General features: G+C 35.7%; 24 protein-coding genes. 23 read left to right on the top strand and 1 reads right to left on the bottom strand.

Features of this window, described 5'->3' with window-relative positions; genetic code table 11:
- Window positions 1-246: 246 nt before the first annotated feature.
- The 19 genes from G563_RS0124845 to G563_RS0124760 all read left to right on the top strand — a co-directional run bounded on the left by G563_RS0124845 (window position 247) and on the right by G563_RS0124760 (window position 13,479).
- Complete coding sequence (locus G563_RS0124845; RefSeq protein ID WP_028667710.1) at window positions 247-1,023, top strand: SDR family oxidoreductase; 777 nt, start codon at window positions 247-249, stop codon at window positions 1,021-1,023.
- Window positions 1,020-1,373, top strand: coding sequence for a hypothetical protein (locus G563_RS0124840; protein ID WP_028667709.1), 354 nt, complete (start codon window positions 1,020-1,022; stop codon window positions 1,371-1,373). The genes G563_RS0124845 and G563_RS0124840 overlap by 4 nt, the downstream gene beginning before the upstream one ends.
- 15 nt (window positions 1,374-1,388) lie before the next feature.
- On the top strand, window positions 1,389-2,297 hold the full coding sequence (locus G563_RS0124835) for a helix-turn-helix domain-containing protein (RefSeq protein WP_028667708.1): 909 nt from the start codon (window positions 1,389-1,391) through the stop codon (window positions 2,295-2,297).
- Between the two features lie 10 nt (window positions 2,298-2,307).
- Window positions 2,308-2,808, top strand: coding sequence for a hypothetical protein (locus G563_RS0124830; protein ID WP_157585597.1), 501 nt, complete (start codon window positions 2,308-2,310; stop codon window positions 2,806-2,808).
- A gap of 126 nt (window positions 2,809-2,934) precedes the next feature.
- The gene (locus G563_RS35820; protein WP_229598563.1) at window positions 2,935-3,378 is read left to right on the top strand and encodes a Crp/Fnr family transcriptional regulator; all 444 of its coding nucleotides are present in this window, start codon (window positions 2,935-2,937) and stop codon (window positions 3,376-3,378) included.
- 40 nt (window positions 3,379-3,418) lie between these two features.
- Window positions 3,419-3,589 carry a hypothetical protein gene (locus G563_RS0124820; RefSeq protein ID WP_229598562.1) on the top strand — a complete coding sequence of 57 codons (171 nt, stop codon included), beginning with the start codon at window positions 3,419-3,421 and terminating at the stop codon, window positions 3,587-3,589.
- A 337-nt stretch (window positions 3,590-3,926) separates the two neighbouring features.
- On the top strand, window positions 3,927-5,939 hold the full coding sequence (locus G563_RS0124815; RefSeq protein ID WP_037328161.1) for a P-loop NTPase fold protein: 2,013 nt from the start codon (window positions 3,927-3,929) through the stop codon (window positions 5,937-5,939).
- Window positions 5,940-6,123: 184 nt separating this feature from the next.
- Window positions 6,124-6,435 (top strand): hypothetical protein, encoded by a 312-nt coding sequence (locus tag G563_RS0124810; protein ID WP_028667704.1) that lies wholly within the window; start codon window positions 6,124-6,126, stop codon window positions 6,433-6,435.
- A complete protein-coding gene (locus G563_RS35815; RefSeq protein WP_051211193.1) occupies window positions 6,435-6,761 on the top strand; it encodes a hypothetical protein in 327 nt (108 codons plus the stop codon). Before G563_RS0124810 ends, G563_RS35815 begins: the two co-directional genes overlap by 1 nt.
- A gap of 132 nt (window positions 6,762-6,893) precedes the next feature.
- Window positions 6,894-7,550 (top strand): hypothetical protein, encoded by a 657-nt coding sequence (locus G563_RS37250; RefSeq protein ID WP_051211192.1) that lies wholly within the window; start codon window positions 6,894-6,896, stop codon window positions 7,548-7,550.
- 241 nt (window positions 7,551-7,791) lie between these two features.
- Window positions 7,792-8,328: a hypothetical protein gene (locus G563_RS0124795; RefSeq protein WP_028667703.1), complete on the top strand. Its 537-nt coding sequence runs from the start codon at window positions 7,792-7,794 to the stop codon at window positions 8,326-8,328.
- Window positions 8,329-8,523: 195 nt separating this feature from the next.
- Window positions 8,524-9,147: a DUF4304 domain-containing protein gene (locus tag G563_RS0124790; protein ID WP_028667702.1), complete on the top strand. Its 624-nt coding sequence runs from the start codon at window positions 8,524-8,526 to the stop codon at window positions 9,145-9,147.
- Window positions 9,148-9,161: 14 nt separating this feature from the next.
- Complete coding sequence (locus tag G563_RS35805; RefSeq protein ID WP_037328157.1) at window positions 9,162-9,386, top strand: hypothetical protein; 225 nt, start codon at window positions 9,162-9,164, stop codon at window positions 9,384-9,386.
- Between the two features lies 1 nt (window position 9,387).
- Window positions 9,388-9,759: a hypothetical protein gene (locus G563_RS0124785; protein WP_028667701.1), complete on the top strand. Its 372-nt coding sequence runs from the start codon at window positions 9,388-9,390 to the stop codon at window positions 9,757-9,759.
- Window positions 9,760-10,014: 255 nt separating this feature from the next.
- On the top strand, window positions 10,015-10,719 hold the full coding sequence (locus tag G563_RS0124780; protein WP_229598560.1) for a siderophore-interacting protein: 705 nt from the start codon (window positions 10,015-10,017) through the stop codon (window positions 10,717-10,719).
- Between the two features lie 65 nt (window positions 10,720-10,784).
- Window positions 10,785-11,867 carry a serine hydrolase domain-containing protein gene (locus G563_RS0124775; RefSeq protein ID WP_084650976.1) on the top strand — a complete coding sequence of 361 codons (1,083 nt, stop codon included), beginning with the start codon at window positions 10,785-10,787 and terminating at the stop codon, window positions 11,865-11,867.
- Window positions 11,860-12,075, top strand: a complete 216-nt coding sequence (locus tag G563_RS0124770; protein WP_028667698.1) for a hypothetical protein — start codon at window positions 11,860-11,862, stop codon at window positions 12,073-12,075. Before G563_RS0124775 ends, G563_RS0124770 begins: the two co-directional genes overlap by 8 nt.
- Window positions 12,075-12,698 carry a DUF4304 domain-containing protein gene (locus G563_RS0124765; protein ID WP_028667697.1) on the top strand — a complete coding sequence of 208 codons (624 nt, stop codon included), beginning with the start codon at window positions 12,075-12,077 and terminating at the stop codon, window positions 12,696-12,698. The genes G563_RS0124770 and G563_RS0124765 overlap by 1 nt, the downstream gene beginning before the upstream one ends.
- Before the next feature lie 127 nt (window positions 12,699-12,825).
- Entirely contained in the window at window positions 12,826-13,479 is a 654-nt protein-coding gene (locus tag G563_RS0124760) for a DUF4279 domain-containing protein (RefSeq protein WP_028667696.1), read from the top strand.
- 75 nt (window positions 13,480-13,554) lie between these two features.
- Here the strand turns inward: G563_RS0124760 and G563_RS0124755 are convergent, their stop codons facing one another.
- Window positions 13,555-13,863 (bottom strand): winged helix-turn-helix transcriptional regulator, encoded by a 309-nt coding sequence (locus tag G563_RS0124755; RefSeq protein ID WP_310586567.1) that lies wholly within the window; start codon window positions 13,861-13,863, stop codon window positions 13,555-13,557.
- A 141-nt stretch (window positions 13,864-14,004) separates the two neighbouring features.
- Here G563_RS0124755 and G563_RS0124750 point away from each other — a divergent pair, with 141 nt between their 5' ends.
- From G563_RS0124750 to G563_RS0124730, 4 genes are all read left to right on the top strand, one after another.
- Complete coding sequence (locus G563_RS0124750) at window positions 14,005-14,394, top strand: DoxX family protein (RefSeq protein ID WP_028667694.1); 390 nt, start codon at window positions 14,005-14,007, stop codon at window positions 14,392-14,394.
- Window positions 14,395-14,813: 419 nt separating this feature from the next.
- A complete protein-coding gene (locus tag G563_RS0124740) occupies window positions 14,814-15,140 on the top strand; it encodes a type II toxin-antitoxin system PemK/MazF family toxin (RefSeq protein ID WP_028667692.1) in 327 nt (108 codons plus the stop codon).
- Between the two features lie 303 nt (window positions 15,141-15,443).
- On the top strand, window positions 15,444-16,883 hold the full coding sequence (locus G563_RS0124735; protein WP_028667691.1) for a S41 family peptidase: 1,440 nt from the start codon (window positions 15,444-15,446) through the stop codon (window positions 16,881-16,883).
- A gap of 104 nt (window positions 16,884-16,987) precedes the next feature.
- Window positions 16,988-17,173, top strand: a complete 186-nt coding sequence (locus G563_RS0124730; protein ID WP_028666451.1) for a hypothetical protein — start codon at window positions 16,988-16,990, stop codon at window positions 17,171-17,173.
- Window positions 17,174-17,220: the final 47 nt, after the last annotated feature.

The raw sequence follows: 17,220 nt of genomic DNA, 5'->3' as shown, positions 1-17,220 counted from the left end.
AAATCATATTCTTATCTTTTTCCTCTTACATACCTATCCACTTCGTACATCCTCTGTTGGAGCATCCATTCTTTTCATCAAACTAGAAGACGCTTCGCTTTCACATCAGTCATGTAGAAAGAAGTTTTGAAGACATTTCTGTTCAAAATCGGCATTTTTGCTTTTTGACTAAACCAAAAGTTGTTTTGGCTAAATCGGTCTTATGGTTGCTGACGACCTTTGTATCATCAATCTAAAACAGAAAAAATGGAACTAAGCAAAAGCACTATCCTTATCACAGGCGGAACGAGCGGCATCGGTTTAGAGTTTGTCAAGCAACTCACCAACGAAGGAGCCAACATCATCGTGACAGGCCGTAACTCGCTCGCATTGAAAGAAACCAAAAACAAGTTTCCCCATGTACATACTTTCCAAAGTGATGTAAGCAATCCTAAAGACATTGAGCAACTTTACAGAGACGTCACCCAACAATTCCCTCAGCTCAATATCATCATCAACAACGCCGGTCTGATGCGCCTGATAGACTTGCAAGACGGCCGTTTGGACTTGGAAAATATAAACCGTGAAGTCGCTACCAATCTTACGGGTACCATCCAAATGGTACATCAGTTTTTACCTCATTTGTTGAAGCAAAAATCGGCGGCTATTGTCAATGTATCCTCGGGCATTGCTTTTATGGCCTATTCGTCGGCTCCTATCTATAGCGCCACCAAAGCAGGCGTACGTGCCTACACACAAGCCTTACGGTTGCAATTAGAAGACACCCATGTAAAAGTCTTTGAAATGATACCTCCTGGCGTAAATACCAACCTACAAAATGACTGGGCCGTTAAGCCCAATCCTGCTATGATGATGGACGTAGATAAAATGGTAAGTGTGGCTATTGAAGGCATGAAAAAAAATAAACCCGAACTAAAACCTGTATTAATCAGTGTGATAAAAGCGGCAAGTAGGCTTATGCCTAACCTACTTTTGAAATTTGGACACAGAGAGTTTAAAAAATTTAAAGCAAACCAAAAATGATAAAGAACCTCATTTCTTTGGTGCTACTGATCGTGTCGGTAGCCCTCAGCTTCAAGCACGGTTGGGATACGTTTAATTACAAAAACAATCCCCAATCTTTAAAAATGATGAACGATTTGGGCATCAGCGAGTCAGTCATTCCTCTGATGGGCGTATTGACGATAGTGGTTGGCGTACTGCTGCTTATTCCTAAAACATTCTTTTGGGGCAATGTCCTAAACGCCATGAGCATTGTCTTGATAATGGCCTTGGCGTTGCGGGCAGGGAATTTAAAAATGGTATTGATAGAAATTCCTTTTTTGATAATGCCACTGATTATGATTTGGTTGAAATACCCTTTCAAAAATTAGAATTAACTTTGTACTATGGCACATTCAACACCTTACCGAATAAAGTCCATCACCGAAATTCATCGGTTGATGGGCTTAGCAAAGCCTCAGCATCCACTTATTGGCCTCATCAATTTAGCGGGATTACAAGCTCACGAAAGCATAAAAGTCGTTTGTTTTGACCTCTATGTCATTTCTCTCAAAAGAAACTGCGACAAGCTCCACTACGGCCAACAACGCTATGACTTTGACGAGGGCCTCATGGCGTTTATGTCGCCCGGGCAGCTATTGCGCGGCGAAGAAGACGGCCCCTCCCAAAATCTGGAAGGCTGGATGCTATTCATACACCCTGATTTTTTGTGGAATACCATCCTTGCAAAAAAAATAAAACAATACGACTTCTTTGATTATGCCACCCACGAAGCTTTGTTTTTGTCGGACAAAGAAGAAACGCTCATCAATGGCATTGTTGAAAACATCAAAAACGAATACGAATCCAATATCGACAAATTTAGTCAAGACATTATCGTTTCTCATTTAGAAACCTTGCTCAACTATGCCGAGCGGTTTTATCAGCGTCAGTTTATTACCCGAAAAAAAAGCAATCATCAGATACTTGACCGTTTGGAAACTTTGCTTTCCGATTATTTCAATGATGATGATTTGATATCCAAAGGCTTACCCACGGTTCAATATATTTCTGAACACCTCCATGTATCACCAAGTTATTTGCGGGGCTTGCTAAAATCACTGACCGGACAAAGCACCCAACAACTCATTCATGAAAAACTAATCGAAAAAGCCAAAGAAAAACTTTCAACCACGGATTTGACGGTCAGTGAAATTGCGTATGAATTGGGGTTTGAGCATTTGCAATCGTTCAGTAAACTGTTTAAAACAAAAACGCAATTGTCACCCCTCGAATTCAGGCAATCGTTTAATTAAAAACCCACGAATGAGCTTAAACACCATAAAGAAATACGCTACCAACTGTTTTCTTCTGACCATTCCAATCATGATTTGGAATATAGTATTGACCAGTAAACTGCCGAAAGACTTTCAGCCAGAAATATTCTGGAAAGACATTCCAACTTTGCTGACGTATGGAGAAAATATTTCACGAGCACTGGTGTTTATGCTTACTTTTCTGATGCCTCTCCGTATTTCAACCCCAACCCAGAAAAAAGGATTGTATATATACTTAGGCGGCGTTTTATTGTACTTTGCTTCTTGGCTAGTTTTAATCTTATTTCCCGATAGTAAATGGAGCAATAGTACTGTGGGATTTACGGCCCCTTCTTACACTCCTTTGATTTGGTTGATAGGTATCGGGCTGATTGGAGATTCATTTTACTTCAATTGGCCGTTTAGACGTTGGTTCTTTGTTTTGATTTCTATTTTATTTCTGCTATTTCATAATTTTCACGCCTTCACAATATACAGCAGAACGCACTAAATGGAAAAATTTGTTGAATATCTATTACAATTTGGACATTTGAATAAGCAGCAAATTGACCTTATTATGAGCAAAGTCACCAATTTAGAACTTCGTAAAGACGAGTTTTATTGAGAAGCCGGAAAAATGGTAAAGCAGATTGGTTTGCTAACAGAAGGGGTTTTGCGGGTGTATTATTATACCAATAGTGGAGACGAAAATACGCGGTATTTTGTAGATAAAAACCACCTGATTTTGGATGGCCCTATGTATAAAGGAGAATATATCCCTTCAGAATACCTACAAGCCGTTACGGACTATAAAATAGTGGTGTTTTCAAAAAAGAATTGGAAAGAAATCTCAGAAACGATTGTAGGTTGGGAGGTCATTGTCCAAAAAATAATGGCCAAACATCATAGAGAAAAACTGGAGAGAAGAAGTGAGTTAGTCTCCCAAGACGCCACTACGCGTTACCTTGATTTTATCGAAAAGTTTCCCACTTTGGCCAACCGCGTTCCTTTGTCTTTTATCGCTTCGTATTTGGGAATTACGCAATCTTCTTTGAGTAGAATAAGAAAAAATATCCGCTAAAATCGTTTTAGGTTGGTTGTTGGCCCAAAAATCTTGGATTGTGCCCATTCCCGGAACCTCCAAACGGCATCGCTTACAAGAAAACATAGGTGCTATTCATATTTCGTTGACCCGCGACGAATTAGCCAACATAAATGCCGCCTTAGCGACCATCAAAATTGTAGGCGAGCGCTATCCTGCCCAAATACAGGCCGCGACAAGCACAAAATAGGCAATCGCTTCCTTCTTGGATGTTGCTACCACTCACCTCATTTACAAACACCCACCAGAAAAGACCCTCCTATTTTTGTCTCATTATTTTCTTCAAAATCTACCCCGTGTTTGGGCTTTCATCTACGGGCGAACTACAAGTTGGTAATTTTCAAAAAATGGCATAATGCTCAGCCCCACCTCAATTTTCTCAACACGACTTTCCTAACATTTGGGGAAAAATTTCCCTAATAACACAAAAAATCATAAGGCATATTTTAGGGAAAGTAGGTATATTTGGGGTATAGGCGCAAGGGTTGCGGCTATATTGTGTTATAGGGCATTTTAAAGGCGACACTGTGAACATACTAAAGAAACTATTTAAAAAAGAAAAAGTGGCAGACAATAATGTAACAGCAGACACAAATGTTGAGGAAATAAGCAGTCCGATAAGCGAGCCTATTTTAAATCATTTAAGAATGAAAACGACAGGTGCTCTGCTTCTCACAGGTGACTGGGGTAGCGGAAAGACTTATCACATTAAGAAATATATTTTCCCATTAATTGAAAGGAGTACTGACTTTAGCCCTATTATTGTTTCTCTATATGGTGAAACAGACAAGAATAATATTGCACAAAAAGTTCTCTTTGCCTACTTTGACAGTAAAGGTAAAAATGTAAATCTCGGCACAGGGACTATTGCAAAAAATGTAAAAAACTTATCAGAAGCAATTCCATATATCAAAAAGTTTGTAGACGTAGAAAAATTGATACTTGGAACAGGTGAAAACTTTTTTAGATTAATTCCTCACGACAAATTGCTCATCTGTTTTGATGACATCGAAAGAATGAGTGATAAAATTAATGTGGACGATTTTTTGGGAATAATAAATGACTTGGTTGAAAACAAAGGCTGTAAGGTATTACTTATTGCTAACGAGACAGAAATAAAAAATGGAATTACTTTTAAAGAAAAGACCATTGAAAAAACTATCCATTTCATTCCCAACATAAGTAAAATATATGATAGCATTGTCAATGACTATTCAGACAGTAATTTTAAAACATTCCTTTTAAACCGTAAAGATTTTTTCATTCAAACACTAACTACTTTAACAGAAGACACTCAATTAAACAAAGAGCTAAAAAAGTCATTTTCAAATATTCGAACTTTAAAATTTGCCATAGAGCATTTTAAGGTAGCATTTGAATTATTAGTTGAAACCAATAAAATAAATGAATTGTTCTTAGCTCAATTAAAAAATTTATGGATTTTCACATTATCAATTTCAATTGAATTCCGAAAACCCAATAACATAAGCTTGACAGACAAGAAAAAATTAGACAACCAAACTTCAACTTTTTCCGATATAGACTTCTCAAACTTTGACTTCTTATCGCAAGGTAACAGTGAAGAAAATATTGAGGCGAAAAATGAATGGACATATTCTGAAAACTTTAAAAAGACATATTACAATAGACTTTCGGAGTCATACATATACTATGAAGAACTATACAATTTAATCACATCAGGCAAGCAGATAAATAAGACAACGTTTATACAAGCCTTGGAAGAAAGTTTTAAAGTTAAGGAAGGCAAAGTAAATCCAGCACATCAAATTATTGATTCTTTTCTTCATCAAGGCTATTGGAAATATTCAGATGAAGAGTTTGTTCACACCTTAAAAGAACTTCTAGGATATTGTAAAGAAGGGATTTTAGAAGACATCGTTTCTTACTTGAACGCCGGTGTTTACCTGCTTGGATTTAGTGAATTTATCGAAATTGACAAAGACACAATTACATCAAAAATTAAAACAGGACTTGATATATTTCTTTCTAAAGTAAATTTTAATCACTTTGCTAAATCTCAATTTGAAATGGTTCAAAGCAGATTTACAGGAGAGCATTTAACATCTCTGGTTGAACACATCAAACTTAGAGTGAAAGAAATAGAAGCTTTAAAGGCTATTGAAGAAGCAAAAAATATTCAATCTCTCTTTCAAACTAATTTATCGGAGTTTGTGAAAGAATTTCTTCCAGAACGATATGACATTAGAACCCCTGATAAGGCATTGTTTCACCAATTAAAAACAGAAAGTGTAAAGCAAGGAATAAAAGATGCAAAACCAGAAGAAATAATGGACTTGACATCACTTTTAGAAATAAGATACTTAGATACTTCCTTCAGCGAATATTTAACAGACGAAATGAAGTTTTTGACTGAACTGGAAGAAGGTATTTCTGAAATAGATTTGACTAAAAAGACACTTTCAAATCACTTAATTCAAAGCCAACTAAGCCCAAGACTGAGTGAAGCTAAACAACAATTACAGTCATATATAGACAGAAAAGCAAAGCAAGAACAATGAAAAGTGAATTGACAGCGACAAGAAAAACGCCCTATAACAGGCGTTTGGCTCAATGGTGGGTGATGTGGTTAATTGAGCATTCTACCTCGCATCAACTTTTGTGCTGGGTTGACCGTTTAATGCTCCGAAACCCGCCCGAACGCAAAGCCCCAAACCGTTAGCACCCATTTTATGAAAACTGACAATGAACACGAAAATAAGACAAGGACAATTTGAGGTAATTGACAGTTTTGCTATTAGACGCAGGAACGAATTTTATTTAATCGGACAACTGAAAGACGGTACCGTGCAAGAAAAATGGTTTGTTAATATACCCTTTAATGAGTCACTTTCAATGACTGTTAGAATCAATGCCATTGAGGACATCGAAATTTCAAGTGAAGAAAATAAATACAAACTTCTGATAGTTTCGGGCGACACAGAAACAATTGACTTCCTAGTTGGACTGAAAATAGGAAGTGAATTTTTGGACATTACAATAGAGGGGAAAGACTAATGAAAGGTTTTTTATATATCGACGATGACAAAATTGGTGAAGTAGATTTTTCAATCATTGATGAAAGTATGGGCGGAATGGGCGGTAACTTAATCGCAAACGACAATTACAAAAAATACCAGAAAACCATTCAACAACATTTTGAGAAACAAGGAATTTCTAACGTAAACAAGTTCAATTTTCGAATTGTACTACTTGAAGACAACACAGAATTAAAACCAGAAGGTGGCATTGGCGTTACAGACTCCGCTGACTTTGACGAAATTTATGTTGAATCTGTGGGATTGGACACTGAAACGATTAACAAAATAAAAAACGCTCTATAATACGAGTGAGCGGACAGTGTGAATAGAAACATTTGAGCAATTAATAAACGTTGGTACTTGCAGACAGTTTACGGTTTCAAAAGCCAACCATCGCCAAGCCGTAACCGTTAGTGAACATTTTAACAGACGACCGTGAGAAAGAAAAAAATACGAGGACATAACAGAAGACAAAAGCAAATCGACAAGTGGCGACTTGACAATTTATCGCTGGACTTGACCGACTATTTATTAAATCAACGTGATAGATATTATGCAAAAATCACAGTACATCCTTGGAGCGGACTTTCATTGACAAATAGTATAACACCGGAACCGACAGGAAAGACCAAACAAAAAATACTCAACGGATTACTTGACATTTATGATGACTGGAAAGAACAACTCGACAAACTAAGACAACCATATTATTTAAAAGTTTGGCTTTTTGAACCATATTTTTCACAATCTCAAGTTGTGTGTGCAATTGGTGACAATGTTGACTTCTACAAAAGCACATTTTACAAGCCTGACACAAACAAAACCATTCAACTCCACAATTACGGAAGCCTAAAAACAAAACTATCAAAATTGAATTGGGACTATTGTTTAGACGAAGACCACTATGACAATGCTGAAGTTGGCAAACCAGAGACTTATGCTTCAAGACAAGATTACGAAGAAACGAAAATGTGGTTTGATATACTTTTAAAAAAGCCGCATCGGACTCACAAGTTTAAAGAACCAATGGGCGATACAACAAAATCATATTCATTTAAACGTGGCAACATATGGCTTGGTGGACAGAAATAAAAACGCCCTATAACAGCACCTACCCAAAAGTGGCGGTTCAGTGGTTAAATCAAGCTTTGTGCTTCTATCAAAGTTTGTGCTTGGCTGATCATGAAAGCTTGCGGGGTGCTTCGAGATCCCACCCTTCGGGTAGCAGCTAAACGACGGACAATTGTAAGTAGTTAAAACCAGTAGACCTTACACTAGAAGAGTTACATATCCCACACTCGCTACGAGTCCCGCAAATTAGCAGTAACATAAAATGACGACAACCATAAATATAATTCTTAGAATAATTTTCTGGCTAACAATTGTCTTTATTGTTGTGGCATTTTACGCATTAATATTTGGGCAATCTTCAACTTATGAGTTTGCGGATTGGAAATTAAGCAGACAGTTTTACGACACCATAATGCAAGGACTTCCAATTGCAATTTTATTGACACTAACAGGAACAATTAAACGAGCTAACGATAAATTAAAAAATATTACCATAATATTTACGACAATCACAGGCTCAATATTTTCTTTTTTCATGATGGCAAGTATGCTTTTTTCTGTAGGTTTTTTGACAATTACAAATGACACCTTACTTTATAGACATAAGGCAAACTCAGCGACAGTAATAATGACACAGGTAATTGGAGAAGGTGCTTTAGGTGCAGATGGAAATCGAGTAGTTAAACTTGAACCGTTTTTGAAATTTTGGAATAAGACAAGCATTATTGACACGACAAGAATTAACAAATCCGACTGGATATTTGTAAACAAAAAAACAGATATGAACAATGACGAATGAACAATATATGACTGCCAACATAAGAACATAAGCTTTGCCAAAAGCAGGGGTTACGAGCTTGTATGGCACTTTTGTAATTAACTAAATTTTATCAAATCAACAAATCAACAGTAGTGATTGGTGCTGACACACCTCGCCTTCGGCAAATTCAAAAACCGTTAGCTGTGACTTTAGACCGACACACCGTAATTCCTAATGAAGACTATATCAGAACTAAAATTTGACAAGACAATAAAGGAAGGATTTCATGAAATATTGAAACCATTGGGATTTAAGAAAAAAGCAAATAATTTTTACTTAAAGCTTGGCAATATCGGACAAATTATCAATGTCCAGAAAAGTCAATTTGGGGATAAACACAGTATTAGGTTTACTATAAATACAGGAATTTTTGTCCCTGAGTATTGGCTTGCATTTTACAATTACAGCAACAAAGGACTTCCAGATTACCCAAAAGAGCCAGAATGTTTGATTAGAAAAAGAATTGGAGACTTGCGAAAACAACACGACACTTGGTATGACATTGAAGAGCAAACAGACGAGCAACAATTAATTAACGAAATGAAAAAGAATCTGACAAATTTCATTTTACCATATTTTGACCGGCTGAATAGCACTAAAAAAATGCTTCAGGAGTTGGACAAATTAGACAAAGCTGATATGAGGATGACACCTTTGGGTAAACTAATAGTTTATGGAGAATTTAAACAGTTTGACAAAGCAAAACGAGAATACGAAGGACTTCTGAGTGATAAACCAACTCCCCCATTTTTAATAACAATTAGAGAATACGGACAAAAATATGGACTTGAAAAATAGAAAAACCGCAGCGTATGAAAAAAGTGGCTATTACTGGCAGTAGTGGAAGAGTTGGACGGGCGCTGCATTGGAGACTTTGCCAAGAGTATGATATTATTGGTATGGATGTTTCTCCCTCTTCTGTTACCTCACAAATCGTTGATATTAGAGACTACGAAAAATTATTACACTCTTTGGAATGTCTTCAAGTAGTTTTTTCAAAAGATTTCCCAACAAATATATATTTTAAAAAAAACTAATATGGGAGTTGGATACAGATTAATAAATATTGACAAAAAACATCAGATCAGTTTTTATAACATTGATACTGGAACAAAACTTCGTGAGTTAAGTGGTACTGTTATTGCCTCGACAATTGTCACTTATTATTTACTAACAAATACTGGAGACAGAATAGGCTTTATTAATGACACAGAAGACTGTTTTATGGTATGCGGGCAAAGTTATAATTCAGATTATTTTCTGGATTTTATTGACGTAACAGACAAGATAATTGAAGAATTAATTGAAAAGGAAATTATCGAAGACAAAGGTCTCATTTGGATTGACAAAAAAGAGAATTTATTTAACCGAAATTTGACAAATATTTGGGATCCAAAAATAAGAAATTGAAACCAATATCGACAATAATCACTTAGTAAAAGTGCTTATTTGAATGAATGTATTAATTCTGTTTCGTATCACATACAACAGTGTGTTATTTTAGAAGCAAAACGCTTACTTTTTCATTCCACCAACAATATATACCTTTTTTTATCCTTTCACGTTTTATAAATCGCATAGTACTTAGCACCCAATAAAAATGTACCGCTAGTGGTCAAAGACAAGAATTTAAAATAAAGAAAAATGGGTATAATTAAAACCATCTTGAAACGAGTTCTCAAAGAGAATACTATTGTAGAAAAGCAAAAAATATCGGAATCTGCATACAGAATTCGTGTAAAAAGCGACAACATTAAAGACGTTGAATTTGTTGCAGGCTACTTTTTGCGTATTGGTATCGGTATGACAGAAGAAAGTTTGACAATGAAAGACTTTGTTAGAAGTTATTCCGTTTGGGACCTTGACAAAACCAACGGAACACTTGACTTGGCAATTGCAACACACAGCAAAGGTTCGGGGGCAAAATGGGCAGAACAACGAAAAGTTGGTGACAAAGTTTACTTCACTTGGAAAAAAGGAAACTTTATTTTAGACGACACTGCAAATAGTTATTTGTTCATTGGTGACTTATCGGCATTATCTCACTTGTATATCATTAGACGAAATTTGCCGAAAGACAAACAGGTAGAAAGCATTTTATACAGCCAACATAAAAGCGAACTTTTTGCAGATATTGACGGGACAATGCCTTTCAATTTTTACGAACTACCTGAAAATCCATACAGCGAAATTATAGCTGAAATCAAAAAAATAATCCCCCATATGACAGGGCGAAAAATGGTTTATGTTGGTGGCGATAGCAGAATTTGTGTTGCCCTAAATCAATATTTCAGGCGCGAATTAAATTGGGATACGAAACAAATTAAGACCAAACCATTTTGGAATCCAGACAAAAAAGGATTAGAATAAAGAACCAAACCGATAACAGCTCTAGACTGTACCTCAAAACGAAGGCATTAAACAAAAATCGAAATATGAAACAAAAATTCTTGACACTCTTTCTTTTGACCCTAGCATACTCAACATATGCACAAATGAAAGCTATCCCAAATATTCCTGCTGTTAGTCCAGCAGATGCGGGTTTTAATAAAGATTCCATCAATGCCCTTACCGATACAATTTCTAAATTCAGACAAAGAGATTTTCGAGGATTGATTGTGATTAAAGACAATAAAATCGTATTAGAAAATTACTATAATACATTTTGGCGTAATCACATACACGATATTCGGTCTGCTGGAAAGAGTATTACTGCTGTGCTTTTGGGCGTAGCCATCAAAGACGGTTTGGTGAAAAATTTAGAGCAAGACGTTTACTCTTTCTTTCCAAAGAAAAAATACCCCTCTATCCACGAAGATTATAAAAAAGTTAAACTGATTCATCTTTTGAATATGGTTTCTGGTTTAGATGCTGACTCTGACAACCCTAAGACAATGGGCAGCGAAGGAAAATGGATAGCAAAGGACGAATGGTTAAGCTACTTATTAAGTGTTCCCCTATCAAATGAGCCAGGAAAAAAATGGGTCTATGCAGACATCAATGCTGTTTTGATTGGTGCTATCATTGAAGAAAAATCAGGGATGAGCCTAAGAGATTATGCTAAACAAAAAGTTTTTGAACCTTTGGAAATAAAAGAGTTTTACTGGTACACTAATGCCTCAAACCAAACTGGTGCTGCTGGCAATCTTTACATTTCAACGCTGGACTTTGCAAAATTGGGATTATTAGTTGCCAATAAGGGAAAATGGGGAAATAAACAGTTAGCTGATAATGATTATATGAATAGATTAGTGAGCGAACATTCCTCTGCAATAGGCGACTATAATCCTCTGGCCGACGAATATGGCATGCTTTGGTATAGAACAAAAAGAAAATTTGGCGACAACGAAATAAACTATCTATGGGCATCAGGAAATGGTGGAAATCATTTAGTGGTTGTTCCCGAAGAAAATATGGTGATTGCTATGACCTCTGGTGCATATGGAAATTGGTATCCTCATACAAGAGCATATTTTATTCTTAGCAAAATATTTCAAGCGTTGAAAAAAAATGATTAAAAAACGGCTAACAGCGGTTTGGCAATATAGCCGCCGAACTAGATTGTTGGCGCGATGCTTCTATGAAATCCCGAAAGCCTTCGGGACGCAAAGTTCAAAAGTAGAAATTTTATTGAATCCCGATAACCTTCGGGATGCTACAAATCCGCCACTTCGCAAAGCCGAAACCGTTAGCCGTGATTTTAGACCGACACACCGTAATTCCTAATGAAGACAATATCACAAATAAAGTTTGACAAAATAATTAAAAACGGATTTCATGAAATATTGAAACCTTTGGGATTTAAGAAAAAAGCAAATAATTTTTACTTAAAGCTTGGCAATATCGGACAAATTATCAATGTTCAGAAAAGTCAATTTGGGGATAAAGACAATATTAGGTTTACTATAAATACAGGAGTTTTTGTCCCTGAGTATTGGCTTGCATTTTACAATTACAGCAACAAAGGGCTTCCAGACTATCCAAAAGAGCCAGAATATTTGATTAGAAAAAGAATTGGAGACTTGCGAAACCAACACGACACTTGGTATGACATTGAAGAGCAAACAGACGAGCAACAATTAATTAACGAAATGAAAAAGAATCTGACAAATTTCATTTTACCATATTTTGACCGGCTGAATAGCACTGAAAAAATGCTTCAAGAGTTGAACAAGTTAGATAAATTCGATATGAGGATGACACCTTTGGGTAAACTAATAGTTTATGGAGAATTTAAACATTTTGACAAAGCAAAACGAGAATACGAAGAACTTATGAATGACAAACCAACTCCCCAATTTTTAATAACAATTAGAGAATATGGGCAAAAATATGGACTTGAAAAATAGAAAAACCAGAGCTAATAAAGTATTGCTAAAGGCATAGCTCAACAAATTAGCCTAGGAATTTGAATAATATTTATTTTTTATCCTCCGAAACCCAGCCGAACGCCAAGCCCGAATTAGCAATAATAATATGACCGACCAACAAGCTATAAAACTTGTAGAAAAAGAATTCAAGCATAAGATACTTGGAGCGACGGAGCAGTATCTAGAAATTCATAGTCCCATTTATGTTAACAACCAACTAAAATTTGACCGTATTGACCGTGACAAAAAAGATGAACTAATTATCGCTTACTTGCCCGTACTTGATGAGAAATTTTATTTCGCAGTTTACATTAACACAAAAACAAACGAAATAACGGGGGTTGGGACAGAAGCATATCACCAAGTTTATTTCAGAGCGACATCAGAAGCTTTATCTGTGGACGATTTAAAAGCAATGACACATTTGACTCCCACTAAATTTTGGAACAAAGGTGAACTTAGAGAAAGTGGCAAGTCAAGACATACATTTAGTAATTTCATAATTCTACCGAATCCTGAGCCTGACGAGTTTGAAGACAAGCTAAAAAAACTACTTGCCTATTTAGAGCAAGATAAGGAAGGAATAAGACGGCTTGTTGAAAATGCAGATGGCGCTATTCAAGTTGCTTCGACCATTCACAAAGGAAATGGAATGATTGGCGGACACAATATTGACAAGGACGATATAAAAAGAATGAACGACTTAGGATTATCAATAAACTTTGACTTTTATGTGAGCGGAAACAGTTTTAAGGAGTAAAATATACTAGCTACTACTATCAGTATCACAACCTAGCAGAAATTAATCAAATCGGATTAAGACATTATTTCACACCTATTTTCCTATGACTTTTTGACGATGCGCCAACCCCCAAAAATGAAGCTCATCTAAGACTTTTTCAAGCGACAAACCATGTGGAGTAATGGTATATTCAACAGTGGGCGGGAAAGTGTCATACACATCTCTACGGATAAGTTTATTCGCTTCCAAACTTTTTAACTCTTTTGACAACGTTTTGTCCGTTATTCCATTTACTTCTTTTGCAATCTGCTTGAAGCGTTTTGGCTTTTCGGCCAAGACAAACAAAATAAGCAACTTCCATCTTCCTTCGACAGCTTCAAGAGCATCTTGAATTGACAACATCGTTTTTGGACAACCAGCTTTGGACAACATATTTTTTGTTTTTTACGATACTTCCCTTTTGGATAGCGCTTTCCAAACAGGAAGTAATATCATTTCGATAGCAAAGGTATCTAAATTTGAGGCTTCAAGACAATATAGGCTATGACAGCACAACAAAAAACATCAAAAACAATGAACACTATCCTTTGGATAGTACAGGGAATTTTAGCCATCACTTTTCTTTGGGCAGGGTTTATGAAACTTTTTAAATCCGAAGATTTACCCTTTCCTTGGGTAAAAGAAAATGCAAATCTTGTTATGATAACAGGCATTGTGGACTTACTAGGCGGACTTGGAATTGTGTTGCCGACATTACTTCGTATCCAACCTAAACTGACAATTTATACAGCTTACGGAATCGTCGCTTTAATGACGATTGCAAGTATTTTCCATATTTCAAGGGGCGAAGCAAAAGACATTGGCTTCAATATTTTTATGCTTCTTATGGCCATCTTTGTGGCGTGGGGAAGACAAAAAGCATCCATTAAGTAGCGACTAACAATCGGGTATACTCCTAATATCAGTAGCTCTTACGCAAATCTTTAAAAAGTTAAGATTGTAGAAATGACCTAACAGTGGCAAGTCATCCAAATCGACTTGACAATAAAATTGGAGAGCATGCCACCCTTGCCTGTAAAAACAACATTTATATGACTTTTAGTCAACTCCTTATCCTTAGTTTTTGCACATCTTATATCGAATTGTATTAAAAATCCCCAAAATCCATACCTTTGAATAGAGTTGTGCAACAGACACGCGGGTTTTGTATCCCGCTCACTGAATCGTCCGGCCCAAACCATGCAAAATTCAATAGCAGTAATTCTATTGAATTTTAGTACTAATACCGGCGCAATTCAGAGGATAAATCATTGATATACAGCGTTTTTGACAACGAAAACTGGAATTAAAATATGGCAACCTACTCACAATATGAGGTTGTTGTTGTGAATTTAGACCCAACAATCGGTAGCGAAATTAAGAAAAAAAGACCTTGTCTGGTTGTTTCGCCAAATGAAATGAATAAACACTTGGCGACTATTGTAATTTGTCCAATCACTTCACAGTCAAAAAACTACCCTACAAGGGTAAGTTTTGATTTGCAGGGGCAACAAAATTGGATAGTTATAGACCAAATTCGTACCATAGACCAAAGCCGAATAACTAACACTATTGGCAAGTTAGACGACGACACTATAGAACAAGTAAAAGCCGTTATTAAAGAAGCATTTGTTGACTAAAAACAGCGAAGGCACAACATTATGTTTGTGAATAAATGAGCTAATGTGCGTAATTTAGGCTTTGTACTTGCTATAAACTTTGTAGTTAGGGCAAGGAGAGTGCTCCCACCCTTCGCTAACATTTTTCGGTTGGAAGCAACTATATAACGACTTTCAACAAAACAAAGAATATAAAACTAACAGATAATTTCAACCACAGAACTAAATAAATACATACCAAAAGCGTTATAAAAAACCACATCTACATACTACATTCTACATAAAATAGAATCTAAACATATTTAACACAACAAGTAAAAAAGCATGAAACTAGCTATCTATATACCAATATTTCTGATATTATTCTCAGCTACAACCTACGCACAGAGCAACAAATGCAATTGTTCTGATAATCTAAATAAAATCATTTCCAAAACGGAAGAAAACTACGCTGGTTTCCCTGTAAAAATTAATAACAATACAAAGCCAAAGTATACAGAACTGATTAATTCTATCAAAAAGAAAGCTCTAAATGAAACAAACCCCAAGACTTGTTTTTATTTACTCAAAGAGTATATACGTTTCTTTAAAGACAAACACTTTATTTTAAGTTATGCTAATCAAGACGACTACGATTATGAAATAAAAAACCTTTCAGAAGATGACTTTAAAACAAGTATTGCAAAAAAGAAATTATCTACGATAGAAGGCATTTGGATAAACGCAGATTCAACTTTGAAGTTAGCCATTCAAAAATCCAAAAAAAATGTTTATGAAGCAATAGTTATACAAACTCAAGACCCTAAAATACCTTTAGGATTGGTTTACGTAAAGTTAACACCAAATAAACAAGGGTTTATTGCCAAGGAATACAATTCATTTATTACGACAGATGTACCTGCCAAACAAAAAGGAAATTTGTTGCAAATTTGGAATTTTTCAATGTTTGGAAAAATTTATCCTAATGAATTATCAAATTCGGAAAAAGAAGAATTAAAAACTTGGAAAGGCAGCAATAAGGGCCTTAATTTCCAGAAGTTATCTACTAAAACAGCCTATTTAAAAATCCCCACTTTTAAAAACAATGATGATAAAATTCAACAATTGGTAACCAAAAATGACTCAATCATTAAAACTTGTGAAAATCTCATAGTAGACCTATCTGGAAATGCAGGTGGTAATACTGGTTGGGTTTCTTTTTTACCCTTCTTTATGACAAACCCAATTTTTCAATATGATACTTACCTGAGAGTTACTCCAGAGAATATAAAGTTCAAATTAGCTGATTTAGAACCTTTTGTATTAAATCCTATACCTAAAGAGTATGAAAAATATTTTCCTAGTGAAATTATTGCCTCCTACAAGAAAGCTTATCAAGAACTTCCAAACACAAAAAAAGATTTCTACCCCATTCCTGGAGTAACTTTCCCTCTAGATTCCATTATAGCAAAACCAAAAAAAATTGCGTTGATTGTAGATGATTTGAGCGGCAGTTCAACAGAATACTTTTTCTTTATTTCGAAACAAAGTAAAAAAACAACCACATATGGCATAAATACCGTAGGCATGATGGACTACGAAGGAATGTCATACCCCACGCCATTGCCGTATGATAAATATATTTTAACAATACCAATTGTAAAATCAAGTTGGACAGATAAAAAACCTATTGACCAAACTGGTTTTAAGCCAGACATACTTTTAGATAAAATTGAACAAAAGAATTGGATTAAATTTATTCTGAAAGACTTGGAAAAAAAATAAACAAAACCTAATCTCGTATTGGCTATAGTGGGGCGCAAACCAAATTGTCGTTTGAGTGTATTTTGTATCTTTGAATTATTTTTTAGCAAAAACCGAACAAATCAATGACAGAATCAGAATTTATAGAGATGGCTCGGGCCAAATATGCAGACATAAATCGTCTTAACGCCAGCCCGAGCCTACTAGAGTATGAGCAGGGTTTTGTTGAACTTTGGACGGAGCTAGGCCGAGCCGTAGCTGAGAAAAATCTGGGAGCTACCCCTAAAGATCGACGAAAAAAAAAAGATTAAAAGCACGTTTGGCACCCTCGAATTAGCCAAAACTCATCGTTATATTT

The organism is Runella zeae DSM 19591 (assembly GCF_000423565.1).
In the GTDB taxonomy this organism is placed as follows: Bacteria; Bacteroidota; Bacteroidia; order Cytophagales; family Spirosomataceae; genus Runella; species Runella zeae.
This window is presented reverse-complemented; position numbering and strand designations above follow the sequence as displayed.